Below are 13075 nucleotides of genomic sequence, written 5' to 3' on the forward strand. Positions count from 1 at the left end.
CGGGATGGAACAGCGGGCGTACGGCGCGAACACCGTCGCGGCGGGCCGGGTGTCCCGGGAGAGCCCCGGGTCAGTGACCGACCGCACCGCTCACTTCGTTCGGTGTGCCCGGCAGGGTGGCGGTCGCCGTCTTCGCTCCGCTCGCCAGGTCGATGCGGTGGACCTGCTCGGTGGCGGGATCGGACACGTAGGCGATGCCGCCGCGGACGAACAGCGCGGGTCGCGGCTTCTGCCATTCCAGCGGCTCCTGCCAGGCGCCGATGACCGGGATCGTGCGGACGACCGCGCCCGCGACGGGATCGATCACGTGGATGCGGCCGTCGGTGCCCAGGATCAGGGCTTCGCCCTGCGGGCCGCGGGCCAGCGAGCGGAAGGTGTAGCTGGTGCCCAGGTCGACCAGTCGCAACATGCCGGTGACCGTGTCGATCAGCGAGACCTGCTGTGGGCGTTCGAGTTCGGCGTCCTCGTCCTGCTTGTAGTCACCGAGGACGACAGGCGAGGCGTCGCTGCCTGCCTGGTTGCCGATCCGGCCGTACGCGGTCGGACTGGTCACTTTGGTGATCCTGCCGTCGCGGTAGACGAGCACGCCGTTCTGGCAGCCGATCACGACGGCCTCGCCCGCGGCGGTCGCCTCACCGTGCACGCCAGGGCAGTCCTCGTTGCGCGCCTTCTCGGCGCGGTTGCGGTCCAGCACCACGATTCCGGTGCGCTTCTCCTCGGTGCCGAGCGTGACCACGAGGTCGCCGTTGGTCAGTTCGATCGCCACGCCGTGGTGCGGCGCGGCCGCGCGGTAGGTCGACGTCTTCGGCTTCCCGTCGGCGAGTTCGGCGGTGTCGAACGCGACGACTTCGCCGGTGCCGTCGCTGAACAGGACAGTGCGCCCGGCATGGCGCACCACGTGTCCCGGTTCGGGGCCGGGGAAGTCGGTGCCGGTGAATTCGGCCGTAGTGGCGTCGAAGACGCGGAAGCCCTCTTTGGTCGAGACGATCAGGTGCCGGTCGTCACCCGCCGGGTTGAGCCGGTTGAAGCCGTCGAGACCGACCGTTTCCGCGAGATCGAGGGTGGTGCCGTCCAGCACGTAGATTCCGCCGTCGTGGGTGACCGCGACAGGGTCGGCGATCCGTTCGCGCCGGGTGTCCTGCTCGGCGGAGGTGTCGGCGCCGCATCCGGCGACGGCGAGTACTGCGGTCAGCAAGCCGGTCAGGGCAGCCGATTTCGTGGTTCGTGACCGAACAGGCATGGGTGACTCCGTCTTTCGTTCTACTGGTTGGGCGCTAAGGGGCGGCGAGGCCGCGCACGATCGACTCGGTGTTGGCGCGCATCATCTCCAGGTAGGTGCCCGCGCCGCCGCCGGGTTCGGTGAGCGATTCGGAGTACAGGGGAATCACCTGGACGTGCACGCCGACCTGGTCGGCGAGCACCCGGGTCAATCGGTCGGGTTGCGCGGAGTCGGCGAAGATCGCGCTCACCCCGGCGGCGCGGATCGTTCCGGCGAGCGCGGCGAGATCCGACGGACTCGGTGACGCGAGCGTGGTTCCACCCGGTATCACGGCGCCGACCACCTCGAAACCGAATCGCTGTGCCAGATAACCGAAGACGTGATGGTTGGTGACCAACTTGCGCCGCTCGGCCGGGATCGTCGCGAACCGCTCGGTCATCCAGCGGTCGAGCCGATCGAGTTCGGCCAGGTAGTCGTCGGCCCGGGCTCGGACGGCCGCGGCGTCGACGCCGTCGACGTGGTCGACGATCCGGTCGCGGATGACCTCCACCGCCCTGCGCACGCGGCGCGGATCGGTCCAGAAGTGCGGATCGGGCTTCCCGTTCGCGTCCTGTGCCGAGTAGCTGATCGGATCGATCGCCGCTCCGACGGACACGCCTGCCACTCCGGACGCCTCGGCCGCCTCGACGTTGTGGAGAACGCTCTGCTCGAGCCCGAGGCCGTTGTAGACGATCAGGCTCGCCCGTTCGAGCTGGGCCGCCTGCTGAGCGGAGATCGCGAAGAAGTGCGGGTCCGCGTCCGCCGGCATGAGGACGGTGACCTCGACCGTGTCACCGGTGACGGCGCGGGTGAGGTCACCGAGGATGTTGGTGGTGACGATGATTCCGGCGCGATCCGCGCCGGAGTTCGAGCATGCGGTCAGCGCGAGCAGCGCGGCACCGATCAGCGCGCACAAACGAGCGGTGAGTCTCATCGGCCCGTCTCCACCATCGCGGCCGGGGTGATGTCCAGGGTGAACGTTCGTGCGGTGCGCAGGTTGTCCGTGTAGTCGATCTCGTGGATCAGCCTCGCCACGGGGTCGTTGAGATAGGCGCGGTGTTCGTCGACCAGGATCACCGGCGCGGGCGCGCCGTCGAGCACCGGCGCGGTGAGCGCCCGCGCTCCGGTGGACTCGCGGCCGGACGCGGCGTCGTAGCTGTGCAGGAGACCATCCGCGGTGAGGGTCAGCAGGGCGGCCCCCTCACCCGCCGTGTTCGCCGCGATCACCGGACCGGTGTCCACCGGCGTCCAGGTCTTGCGCCGGACATCGAGCACCCAGACGCCGCGCCGACCTGCCTTCGCCGCCAGCGTGGTGCTGCCGGGGCGGTGGAAGAATTCGGTCGCGCGATCGGCGTCGGCGGTTCCGGGCGGATAGGGGATCTTCTCGCCGGTGAACACCGCGTCGCGTGCCGTCACCACCAAAGCCCCGTCGGCGCAACCGAAGACGACGCCACGTCTGGTCACCGCCGAGCCGCGCGGATCGGGACACCGCTCGGCGACGACCGCGGCCGGTGCGCCGTCCCGCGTGCGGACTTCGACCTGCGCACGGGCGGGTACGGCCACGAGCACGTGCTCGGCGTACGGCACGGCGGCCGCGTCGGCGATCACGCCGTGCCTGCGCAGTGTCCCGGCGCCGAGCGCGGACCGGTCCAGCAGCGCGGTGGCGCCCGATTCGAAAGTCACTGCCGTGAGAACACTGTCGCCGTGCGCGCTCGTCACCGGACCGCCGTCGAACGTGCCCAGCTCGTGGGCGGGTGCGCGGTAGTAGTGCACGTGATCGCCATGGTCGACCGTCCAGGAGCCCGCGTCGACGACCCGCACCCGGTCGCGAGCCGACAAGAACGCGAAGCGCCCGTCGGTGCGCACACGGTCGACGCCCGCCGTCCCGCCGAGGTCGGTGACGTCCTCGGTGACGAGGTCGATCACCCGCACGGCGCCGGTCGCGTTGTCGGCCACGACGAGACGCGGCTGCGCCTCGTCCGCCTCCTGCGCACCCGCCACGTACCCGTGCGGCGTCGGCACCGCCGCCGAGTCGGATTCCTCTGTCCCGCAACCGATCAGCGGAGTCACCGCGGCGAGGACCAGCAGCAGCGCCAGCGGTTGCGGAGTCACGCGAAAGGAGCGGACCCGGTCACGCAGCCAGGCCGTCAGCGCCGAGACGAAGAACAGGCCGACGGCCGTCGCCGCGATGGTGGCCCCCGCGGCGGTGCGCGCGTGCCACGAGACCAGCAGCCCGGCAACGGTGGCCACGGCGCCCAGCGCCGCGGCGGTGAGCATGATCGCCGGAATGCGATGCACCCAGTAGACGGCCGCCGCGGGCGGCGCGATGAGCAGGCCGAAGACCAGCAGCGTGCCGACGATGTGGAACGACGCGACGATCGCGAGGGTCACCAGACCGATCAGCGCCACGTTCGCCACGCGCGGCCGCAATCCGAGGGTGTGCGCCTTGCGCGGATCGAAAGTGAGCGCGACGAACGCCCGGTAACCCAGCAGGGAGACCACGGCGGCGATGACCACAGCCACTGCCAGGTACCACAGGTCGCGCTCCCCCACGGCGAGCACGTCACCGAAGAGGAAGCCGGTCAGGTCGACCGCGAACGAGGGCGAACGGGACACGATGATCACGCCCGCCGAGAGCATCCCTACGAACAGCAACCCGATGCCGGTGTCCGCGGCGAACCTGGTGCCACGGCCGAGCACCGAGACGCCGACCGCCATCGCCGCGGCGCTGAACGCCGCGCCCAGCAACAGGTTTCCGCCGAGCAGCGCGGCGATCGCCACGCCGGGCAGCATGCCGTGCGCCATCGCGTCGCTGAGGAAGGCCATGCCGCGCAGCACCACCCACGTCCCCGCGAGGGCGCACAGGCACGACACGAGCAGCCCACCCCACAACGCCCGCTGCACGAACGACACCTCGAACGGGGCCAACCACTCCATGGAGCAGCACTCTACAATGATAACGGTTTTCATTTCAACGAGGTGATCGGAGCCCGCCATGTCGCCGCCAGCTGTCCATGTCGCCGAGGTGACGGCCGGTTACCGCGGCCATGCGGTCCTGCACGAGGTCACCGCCACGATCCCGGGCGGACAGGTGACCGCGCTCGTCGGCCCCAACGGATCCGGCAAGTCCACCCTGCTCGGCGTTCTCGCCGGCGTCACCACGCCCACGACGGGAACCGTTCGCCGGGAGCATCTGCGGCGACCGGCCTTCGTCGTGCAGCACAGCGGCGTCCCCGCGACCCTGCCGATCACCGTCCGCGAGACCGTCGCGATGGGACGCTGGGCACATCGCGGAGCATGGCGGCGTCTCACCCGGCAGGATCGCGCCGTCGTGCTCGCGTGCCTGGACCGGATGGCCATCGCCGACCTGGCCGACCGCAGGCTCGGCACGCTCTCCGGAGGTCAGCGTCAGCGGGCCCTGCTGGCCCAGGCGCTCGCGCAGGAGTCGGACCTGCTCCTGCTCGACGAACCGACCACCGGACTGGACGCGGCCGCGCAGCAGGAGATCGCCGACGCCATCCGCAGCGTCGGGGCACACGGCGTGACAGTCGTCCACGCCACGCACCGCCACGAGGATGCCCTGCGCGCCGACCACTGCCTGCTGTTGCACGACGGCCGCGTCACCGGCCAGGGCGATCCGCACACCGTCCTCGGCCGACCCGGCACCGAACCGCGGAAAGTCACGGTCGACTAGCGCGGCACCCCGGGCAGACCGGCGAAAAGGATCTGAAAGACCTTGGGAGCGTTGGGGGTGACCGTGGTGGTCGGCGTGAAAGGCGCGCCTTTGTTGGTATCGGTGACCACGTAGTCGGCGTGGGAGCCAGGGACCCGGTCGAGGATTCCGGCGCAGCGCGGGCCGCCGGTCGCGTTCACCTTCGGCAGGTCGTCGGGATATTCGTAAGGCTGCGCGCCGTACATGAAGCTCGCGTTGAAGATGGCCCCTGGCGCGAATCCTCCGATGATCGCCTCGGCCGCGGGAAGCGCATTGGCGATGCCGACGACCACGCAGTACAGCACTGGTGAATACGTGTCGAGCAGCGAACTGGTCGGCCGCAAGGTCTCCAGTACCGCGGTGAGCCCCGGCTCGTTTTCGGTGAGCGCCGACCGGGTCGTGTCGGCCAAGCCGATGAGATTGAGCAGCACGGCATCCAGGTCGGCAGCGCCCTGCGCGACCGTCCCGCCGGTCACGGTGGCGTTGCCTGCCGTGCGCAACAGATCGGGCGCGGTGTCGGCATACAGCCCGGTGACCCGACCGGCCGAGGACAGATCCCGCCGCAGCGCGGGCAGGCTCGGATTGATCTGCCGCAGATAGTCGTCGGAGCGGGCGAGGAGATCACCCAGCCGGTCGCCGCGGCCCTGGAGCGCCGTGCCGAGCGCGGACAGAGCGGCGTTGAGTTCGGCCGGTTCGATCTGGGCCAGGATGTCACTCAGGCGCTGGAACAGCGTGTTGTATTCGACGGTGACCGAGTCCGCGCGGATCGTCGCGCCGGGTCGCATGGGCGTCGGCGAGGGGACGCCCGGCACGATGAAATTCACGTATTTGGCGCCGAATACGGTGGTGGAGCGGATATCGACGGTCGCGTTGGCGGGCACCAGCTCCAGCAGCTCGGGATCGAGCGCCAGACGCAAGCGCGCCCGGTCGGCCCGGGACTCCACCGCACTCACCCTGCCGATCTCGACGCCCCGCATCCGCACCTTGGCATCGGGATCGAGGACCAGTCCCGAGCGGGGCGCCTCGACGGTGACGGTCACCGTCGACTGGAACCGTCCGGCGTACATCGCGACGGCGACTACGACGACCGCGGTGACGAGCAGGATCAGCGCCGCCCCGGCGATCTTCAGCCGAAATATCCGCCACGTGACCACCATGGTCTGCCTGCCGAAATTCATCTTCGATCCACCGATCACTTCTTGTCGCGGGCTGTGCCCAGACGGCGGTGCGGCACACCTTCGGCTCTCGGCGTCCGGTCGGCGCGACGACGGCCGTGGCCGGGTCGTCTTGCCGGACGCCGACTAGCCGTAGTACTGTCCAGACACGTGTCCATCATAAAACTTGGACACTTATCTGGGGAAGGATTTCCAATGACTCTGGTGAAACCACATCGGGTATCCGGAGGCGACCACGAGCACGGTCATCTGGAGGAGTTCCGCGTCGACCCGATCGGACTGATGCGGCGGGTCCGCGAGGAGTGCGGCGACGTCGGATCGTTCGACCTCGCGGGGCGTCAGGTCATCCTGCTCTCCGGCGCGGAGGCCAACGAATTCTTCTTCCGCTCCGGTGACGACGACCTCGACCAGGCCGCCGCCTACCCTTTCATGAAGCCCATCTTCGGTGACGGCGTCGTTTTCGACGCCAGCCCGGAACGCCGCAAGGAGATGCTGCACAACCAGGCCCTGCGCGCCGAACACATGCGCGGGCACGCCGCCACCATCGCGCGTGAGGTCGAGCGGATGCTGGCGCGCTGGGGCGACGAGGGCGAGATCGATCTGCTCGACTTCTTCGCCGAACTGACCATCTACACATCCTCGGCCTGCCTGATCGGCGTGAAGTTCCGCAACGACCTCGACGACCGCTTCGCGCACCTCTACCACGACCTGGAGCGGGGCACCGACGCGCTGGCCTACGTCGACCCGTACGCCCCGATCGAGAGCTTCCGCCGCCGCGACCAGGCGCGGGCCGAGCTGGTCGAGCTGGTCCAGGCGATCATGGATCGCCGGGCTGCCGACCCGCCGACGGGCAAGGACGACCGGGACATGCTCGACGTGCTCATCTCGATCCCGGGCGACAACGGCGAACCGCGATTCAGCGCCAGTGAGATCACCGGCATCTTCATCTCCATGATGTTCGCGGGGCATCACACCACCTCCGGCACGGCGGCCTGGACGATCATCGAATTGCTGCGCCACCCCGAGGTGCTCGGCCGGGTCGTCGCCGAACTCGACGAGCTCTACGCCGACGGCTCCGACATCAGTTTCGGCGCGCTGCGCCGGATCCCGCACCTGGAATCCGTGCTCAAGGAGACGCTGCGCCTGCACCCGCCCCTGATCATCCTGATGCGGGTGGCCCGAGGTGAGTTCGACGTCTGCGGACATCGCATCGCAGCCGGTGACCACGTCGCCGCCACGCCCGCCATCTCGAACCGGATTCCGGAGGACTTCCCCGATCCCGACGCTTTCGATCCCGGCCGCTACATCGATCCGAATCAGGCCGACCTCGTCAACCGCTGGACCTGGATTCCGTTCGGCGCGGGCCGACACCGCTGTGTCGGCGCGGCGTTCGCGCTCATGCAGCTCAAGGCGATCTTCTCGCTGCTGTTGCGGGACTGGGAGTTCGAGATGACCCAGCCGTCGGAGAGCTACCGCAACGACCACTCCAAGATGGTGGTGCAGCTCGCGCAACCCTGCACCGTGCGTTACCGCAGGCGCCGTAAGTCCGACAACGGCTGACGGCGCGGCCGGGCCCGCAGCGCTCCCCGCCCTCGACTGCGGGCTCCCAGCCACTGGCGACGGGAGCACGCCGCCGGGGGCGGGGAGCATACAGCCGCGGCTACTCGTATCGCACCCGCCAGCTCTTGATTCCGTTGATCCAGCCCGACCGCAGCCGCACCGGATCGGACACCTGCCGCAGGCCGGGCATCACCTCGGCGATGGCGTTGAACATCAGATCGATCTCCAGCCTGGCCAGGTTCGCGCCGACGCAGTAGTGCGTGCCGGTGCCGCCGAAACCGACGTGCGGGTTCGGACTGCGCAGCACGTCGAAGGTGAACGGATCCGCGAAGCCGTCCTCGTCGAAATTGGCCGAGCTGTAGAACAATCCGAGCCGCTCGCCCTGGCGGATCCGCTGCCCGCCCAGCTCCAGGTCCTCGGTGGCGGTTCGCTGAAACGCGGTCACCGGGGTCGCCCAGCGCACGATCTCGTCGGGGGCGGTCCGCGGACGCTCCTGCCGGTAGATTTCCCACTGTTCCGGGTTGTCCACGAACGCCTTCATCCCGTGGGTGATGGCGTTGCGGGTGGTCTCGTTCCCCGCCACGGCGAGCAGGATGACGAAGAAGCCGAATTCGTCGGAGCCGAGCGCCTCGCCGTCGACGTCGGCGTGCACCAGCTCGCTCACGATGTCGCCGACCGGGCAGGCACGGCGCTGCTCGGCCATGTTCCAGGCATAGCCGAGGATTTCCGCGGAGGCCATGGCGGGATCGCCGTACTCCGGATCGTCGTAGTTGAGCATCTGATTGGACCAGTCGAACAGCTTGCGCCGATCCGCCTGCGGCACGCCGATCAGCTCGGCGATCGCCTGCAGCGGGAGTTCACAGGCCACCTGCTCGACGAAGTCACCGCCCCCGGCCCGTTTGGCGCCGTGCACGATGCGCGCGGCACGCTCGGTGAGCGCCGCCCGCAGGTTCTCCACCGCCCGCGGCGTGAAGCCCTTGGAGATGATCCGCCGGATCTTGGAATGTTTGGGCGGGTCCATGTTCACCAGCAGTGCGCCGGTGAGCGCCATCTGCTCCGGCGTGATGTCGCCGGGCAGCCGGATGATGGCCCCTTTGCGCTCCGAGGAGAACAGTTCCGGGTGCTTCGAGATCTCCTTGATGTCGGCGAGCTTGCTCACCACCCAGTAGCCTCCGTCGCGGAAGCCGCCGGAGGTCTCGTCGGATTGCGCGTTCCACCACACCGGGGCGGTCCGTCGCAGGTGCGCGAATTCCTCGATCGGACTTCGGTTCTCCCACAACGCCGGATCGGTGAAGTCGAATCCGACCGGCAAGGCCGGTGCTGCCATGACTACCTCCTAGATGAAACGTGCGAACCGATCAGCGCGGCGAAGGACGGCGCGCGACGTCGGGATCGGCAGGCGAAGCATCGGCCGCGTCGCCACCGGTCCCGCGCAGCGAGGCGGCGGCGCGACCCGCGACGAGCGGCAGGTCGAGATAGGTCCGCACACCCGGTTCGGCGGCGACGACGTACGGAATGGAATTCACGCAGTGCATGGCCGTGGCGACGATGCCGGGGTTGCGGACCAGACCGGCGGCGGCGCTGTGCGCGTGCATACCGGTGAACGTCACGGTCGCCCCTGGATCGCCGACGATCTCCACCTCGTATCGCTCGCCCGCCGGACCGAAGGCCCATGGCGGATCGAGGTTCTCCTCACCCATGAACCAGTTCACCGCGGCCGTGATCACCGGTGTGCCCCGCACGGTTCCCTGCCAGCGGAAGCGTTGCGCGGCGACGCGGCCGGGGGCGATCGGACCGATCGGCGAGTCGATCGGCGCGGTGGCCACCGCCACCTCGTGCGTCACGCGCAACTGCTCGTCGAGTGCGATGCCCAGCGCGTCCGCGATCATCCACACCGACTGGCCGTAGCCGCCCGCGAGGACGTTCGCCATCACACTGGTGGCGGCCTGTTGCGGCGTGGCGCCGAACAGCATCCAGTCCCGAATCACCTCGGGCGCGCCGTAGGTGCGGATATCGGAGAACTCCTCGGCGCGGACTTCGGTGATCGCGCCCGACAGCGCCGAGACCACCAGCGGAATCTTCTCGGTGATACCGCCGGGATGTATTCCCGCGCCGTGCAATGTGACTCCGGCCGCGCGGCACAGCTCGTCGTACCGCTGCCGCTCCGCGCGGCGCGGATGGAACCAGCCCAGGGGTGTGACGATGTTCTTGCCGGAGCGCAGGATCGCGCGCACGGTCTCGGTGTCGGCCATGAAGGGGCTGTAGAGCACGCAGTCGGCCTGCATGGCGAGCAGCCGGTCGGCGTCGGTCGTCGCACGCACTCCGATCGGCCGGCGGCCGACGAGCTCACCCAGATCCCTGCCGTCCTTGTCGGCGCTGTGCACCCACGCTCCGGCCAGTTCCAGCTCGGGATGGTCGAGAATGCCCTCGATGGCGGCTCGGCCGACCCCGCCGGTCGCCCATTGGATCACCCGGATCACGTCAGTCCACCTTGTGGTCGGGTCCCCGGCCAGAGACGTACTCCTTGGCCCACCGGTAATCGGGTTTGCCGCTCGGCGCCCGCACGACGGTCTCCGCGATCCAGATCTGCTTCGGCACTTTGTATCCGGCCAGATACCGGCGAACGTGGGCGTGCAGGTCGGTGAACTCGACCGGCCCCGGGCCCGACAGCGCCACCACCGCGGCGACCTGATGTCCCCAGCGCTCGTGCGGCACCCCGATCACCACCGCGTCGGCGATCGCGTCGTGCGCCTTCACGACGCTTTCGACCTCTTCGACGAACACCTTCTCGCCACCGGTGTTGATCACCATGTTGCCGCGGCCGATCAGCGTGATCGACCCGTCGGTCTCGGCGCGGGCGCGGTCGTCGGTGACGACCATGCGCAGGCCGTCGACGGTCTTGAACAGCTTCTCGGTCTTGCCGGGATCCTTGTAGTAGCCGATCGGCACGTTGCCGGTCTTGGCCAGCCAGCCCTCCGAACCGGGCGGAACCCGACGTCCGTCGTCGTCCACGACGACCGCGCCGCGGCCGGTCTGCACCCGCGGTCCGCGCGCGGGATCGTCGTGCTTCTGCGCGAATCCGATACCGCCGAAACCGGTCTCCGACGATCCGATGGAGTCCGACACCACCGCCCACGGAAACAACTCCAGCAGTGTGTTCTTCACCGATTGCGACAGCAGCGCGGCGCCGGAGGCGATCGCGAGCAACGACGACGCGTCCACCGGCTCGCGCCGGTACGCCTCGATCAGCGGGCGGGCCATGGCGTCACCGGTGATCACCATGACCTGAGGTCGCTGCCGCGCGACGGTCCGCCAGACGCGTTCCGCGTCGAAACGGGATTCGAGGATCACGGTGTTTCCCGACCACAGCGCGGTGAAGGTGGGCATCATGGCGGCGGCGTGGATCAGCGGCGGCAACACCAGCCAGGTGCTCGGATCGGTCTGGGCGCCGGTGCGGGACTGCTGGAACTCGTCGGCGACCGGCTCGCCGGTGTAGAAGTCGATGCCGCCGCCGAGGACCCGCCACATGTCCTCCTGCCGCCACATCACGCCTTTCGGCATGCCGGTGGTTCCCCCGGTGTACATCATGAACAGGTCATCGGGGCCGCGCCGGACCACCGGACGGTCCGTCGGCCGGTCGGCGAGAGCCGATTCGTAGGTCGCCTCCGCGAAGTCAGCTGTGCCTGTAACCAACTCGTCCTCAACACAGATCGTGTGCCGCAGCATGGACGTTTGCGCCCTGGCTTCCTGCACGGCTTCGGAGTAACAGGAGTGATGCACGAGCACTTCCAGATCCGCGTTGGCGTAGACATAGGCCAGTTCGCCGACGCCGTACCGGTAATTGATGTTGATCGGGACGGCGGCGAGCTTGAAGCACGCGATCAGCGTCTCCATCGTCTCGATGCCGTTGTGCATCTGGAACCCCACGTGGGTCCCCTGGCCGACGCCCACGGTCACCAGATAGTGCGCGAGCTGGTTGGCCCGGGCGTCGAGTTCACCGAAGGTGACCCGGCGTCCGGACTGGATCAGCGCCGCCCGCTCGGGCATGGCGTCCACGGAGTGCTCGAAGAGGTCGGCGAAATTGTTGGCCATGTCGTTCCATCTCTGGGTGGGGCTGTCACACGACGGTGAGCGGAAGGGGTATCCCCCGGTCGGTGAAGGTGAAGGCGGCGCCGGTGCTGAACCGGGTGATCGCGACCTCCGTCGCCTCCCGGAACGGTTTGTCGCCCAGCGTGATGCCCGCGCACCACCCGTGCTCGCCCGCGGTGCGGACCTCGGCGGAAAAGCGCGGATTCACGCCGCGGACCAGGGCGTTGAGGGGCTCCAGGTGCTCCGGTCCGAGCATCGACGGCCAGGTTCCGTCGGTGTGCGCGCCGCTCGCGGACGGAAACGTCACCGTCACCGTCTCGCCGGTGTCGCCGATCTCGATTCCGGTGTAGGGCAGCGGATTCAGAGCGGGATGTAGCCGCAGCACCGTCGCGAGCGCGACGGCGTCGTCACCGAGACCGAGACAGTTGCGCAGGCGTTCACTGGTGATCCCGGCGATCCCGGCGAACTGTCTGCGCCCGATCTCCAGCGCCGCCGCGGCGTCCGTCCTGGCGCGTACCGCGATCATGAAACCCAGGGTGAGCAGATGCTGCTGCAAGCAGACCTCGTCGGCGAGGCGGACCAGCGCGGAGCGGGAGAAGTCCGCGAAGCGCACGTCGCTGAGCAACGGTCCGGAGTAGTCCGGCCGCCCTTCGTCGTCGCGGTCGATTTCGCCCAGTTCCAGCCCGGCCGCCGCCGACCCGGCGACCAGTTCGGCGTTGGGCGGCACCGGCGGCGGCGCGTGCGCGGGATCGATGATCACCGTCCACGCGCACACCGGCTTCCGATCGGCCGGCTTGCGCGGTGGCCGGTGGATCGGCCGGACCTGGGCGTGCGGGTTGGTGGCCAGGGCGGTCGCGTCGAACGTGGGGTCTTCGATGTCGTGGCACATCGACACGACGAAGTCCTCGCCCATCGGTTCCACGTCGGCGAGCGCGCCGCAGTGGTCGAGCCAGAACTCGCCGTGGTGGTGATCGTCGACCCGGAAGCGAAAGTCCATGAACTGCGGTGGCGCGCCGATGTCCAGTTGCAGGCCTTTGAAGATGGTCTCCACGCCGTCGCCCGCGAAGCCGAGCGCGCGCTGCATGCGCCGGGTGTAGACCGGGCTGGCCACCTGCCACTCCTCGATGGCGATCTCGGTCATGCCCTCGCGGCCGAACGCGGCGATCGAATGCGCCATGCCGGAGCGGTCGATGAGGTGCCCGCACAGCAGCAGTTCGGGCACCAGCGCGGCCAAGGTGTCCCGATCCAAGTCGGCGAATCGGCTGTGGGGTGCGGCCATGT

10 protein-coding genes are annotated in these 13075 nt (G+C 69.1%); 2 read left to right on the plus strand and 8 right to left on the minus strand.

All coding sequences use genetic code 11. The features are described 5' to 3' along the window. Nucleotides 1-70: 70 nt before the first annotated feature. The 3 genes from aztD to aztB are packed head-to-tail and all read right to left on the minus strand — an operon-like array spanning nucleotide 71 to nucleotide 4195. Complete coding sequence (gene aztD, locus IU450_RS33390; protein WP_195153695.1) at nucleotides 71-1240, minus strand: zinc metallochaperone AztD; 1170 nt, start codon at nucleotides 1238-1240, stop codon at nucleotides 71-73. Nucleotides 1241-1274: 34 nt separating this feature from the next. Then, the gene (aztC, locus tag IU450_RS33395; RefSeq protein ID WP_195153696.1) at nucleotides 1275-2192 is read right to left on the minus strand and encodes a zinc ABC transporter substrate-binding protein AztC; all 918 of its coding nucleotides are present in this window, start codon (nucleotides 2190-2192) and stop codon (nucleotides 1275-1277) included. After that, complete coding sequence (gene aztB / locus IU450_RS33400) at nucleotides 2189-4195, minus strand: zinc ABC transporter permease AztB (protein WP_195153697.1); 2007 nt, start codon at nucleotides 4193-4195, stop codon at nucleotides 2189-2191. Before aztB ends, aztC begins: the two co-directional genes overlap by 4 nt. A 58-nt stretch (nucleotides 4196-4253) precedes the next feature. Between aztB and aztA the strand changes: the two genes are divergently transcribed. Further along, nucleotides 4254-4952 (plus strand): zinc ABC transporter ATP-binding protein AztA, encoded by a 699-nt coding sequence (gene aztA, locus IU450_RS33405; protein ID WP_195153698.1) that lies wholly within the window; start codon nucleotides 4254-4256, stop codon nucleotides 4950-4952. Here aztA and IU450_RS33410 read toward each other — a convergent pair. Further along, nucleotides 4949-6148 (minus strand): MCE family protein, encoded by a 1200-nt coding sequence (locus tag IU450_RS33410; RefSeq protein WP_228835474.1) that lies wholly within the window; start codon nucleotides 6146-6148, stop codon nucleotides 4949-4951. The two genes, aztA and IU450_RS33410, sit on opposite strands and share 4 nt — an antisense overlap. A gap of 192 nt (nucleotides 6149-6340) precedes the next feature. Between IU450_RS33410 and IU450_RS33415 the strand changes: the two genes are divergently transcribed. Then, a complete protein-coding gene (locus tag IU450_RS33415; protein WP_195153699.1) occupies nucleotides 6341-7705 on the plus strand; it encodes a cytochrome P450 in 1365 nt (454 codons plus the stop codon). A gap of 100 nt (nucleotides 7706-7805) precedes the next feature. On the opposite strand, the gene IU450_RS33420 is transcribed toward IU450_RS33415, so the two are convergent. From IU450_RS33420 to IU450_RS33435, 4 genes are read right to left on the minus strand one after another with little or no spacing between them, the layout of a single operon-like run. Then, complete coding sequence (locus tag IU450_RS33420; RefSeq protein ID WP_195153700.1) at nucleotides 7806-9032, minus strand: cytochrome P450; 1227 nt, start codon at nucleotides 9030-9032, stop codon at nucleotides 7806-7808. Between the two features lie 31 nt (nucleotides 9033-9063). Further along, on the minus strand, nucleotides 9064-10185 hold the full coding sequence (locus IU450_RS33425; protein ID WP_195153701.1) for a dihydrodipicolinate reductase: 1122 nt from the start codon (nucleotides 10183-10185) through the stop codon (nucleotides 9064-9066). A 1-nt stretch (nucleotide 10186) separates the two neighbouring features. Continuing rightward, on the minus strand, nucleotides 10187-11797 hold the full coding sequence (locus tag IU450_RS33430; RefSeq protein WP_195153702.1) for an acyl-CoA synthetase: 1611 nt from the start codon (nucleotides 11795-11797) through the stop codon (nucleotides 10187-10189). Between the two features lie 25 nt (nucleotides 11798-11822). Beyond that, a complete protein-coding gene (locus IU450_RS33435) occupies nucleotides 11823-13073 on the minus strand; it encodes a hypothetical protein (RefSeq protein WP_195153703.1) in 1251 nt (416 codons plus the stop codon). Nucleotides 13074-13075: the final 2 nt, after the last annotated feature.

This window comes from Nocardia abscessus (genome assembly GCF_015477775.1).
Taxonomy (GTDB): Bacteria; Actinomycetota; Actinomycetes; order Mycobacteriales; family Mycobacteriaceae; genus Nocardia; species Nocardia abscessus_A.

Excerpts from the sequence above, each read along its gene's own strand:
- aztD (WP_195153695.1), bottom strand. The coding sequence starts at position 1,240 with ATGCCTGTTCGGTCACGAACCACGAAATCGGCTGCCCTGACCGGCTTG.
- aztC (WP_195153696.1), bottom strand. The coding sequence starts at position 2,192 with ATGAGACTCACCGCTCGTTTGTGCGCGCTGATCGGTGCCGCGCTGCTC.
- aztB (WP_195153697.1), bottom strand. The coding sequence starts at position 4,195 with ATGGAGTGGTTGGCCCCGTTCGAGGTGTCGTTCGTGCAGCGGGCGTTG.
- aztA (WP_195153698.1), top strand. The coding sequence starts at position 4,254 with ATGTCGCCGCCAGCTGTCCATGTCGCCGAGGTGACGGCCGGTTACCGC.
- IU450_RS33410 (WP_228835474.1), bottom strand. The coding sequence starts at position 6,148 with ATGAATTTCGGCAGGCAGACCATGGTGGTCACGTGGCGGATATTTCGG.
- IU450_RS33415 (WP_195153699.1), top strand. The coding sequence starts at position 6,341 with ATGACTCTGGTGAAACCACATCGGGTATCCGGAGGCGACCACGAGCAC.
- IU450_RS33420 (WP_195153700.1), bottom strand. The coding sequence starts at position 9,032 with ATGGCAGCACCGGCCTTGCCGGTCGGATTCGACTTCACCGATCCGGCG.
- IU450_RS33430 (WP_195153702.1), bottom strand. The coding sequence starts at position 11,797 with ATGGCCAACAATTTCGCCGACCTCTTCGAGCACTCCGTGGACGCCATG.
- IU450_RS33435 (WP_195153703.1), bottom strand. The coding sequence starts at position 13,073 with ATGGCCGCACCCCACAGCCGATTCGCCGACTTGGATCGGGACACCTTG.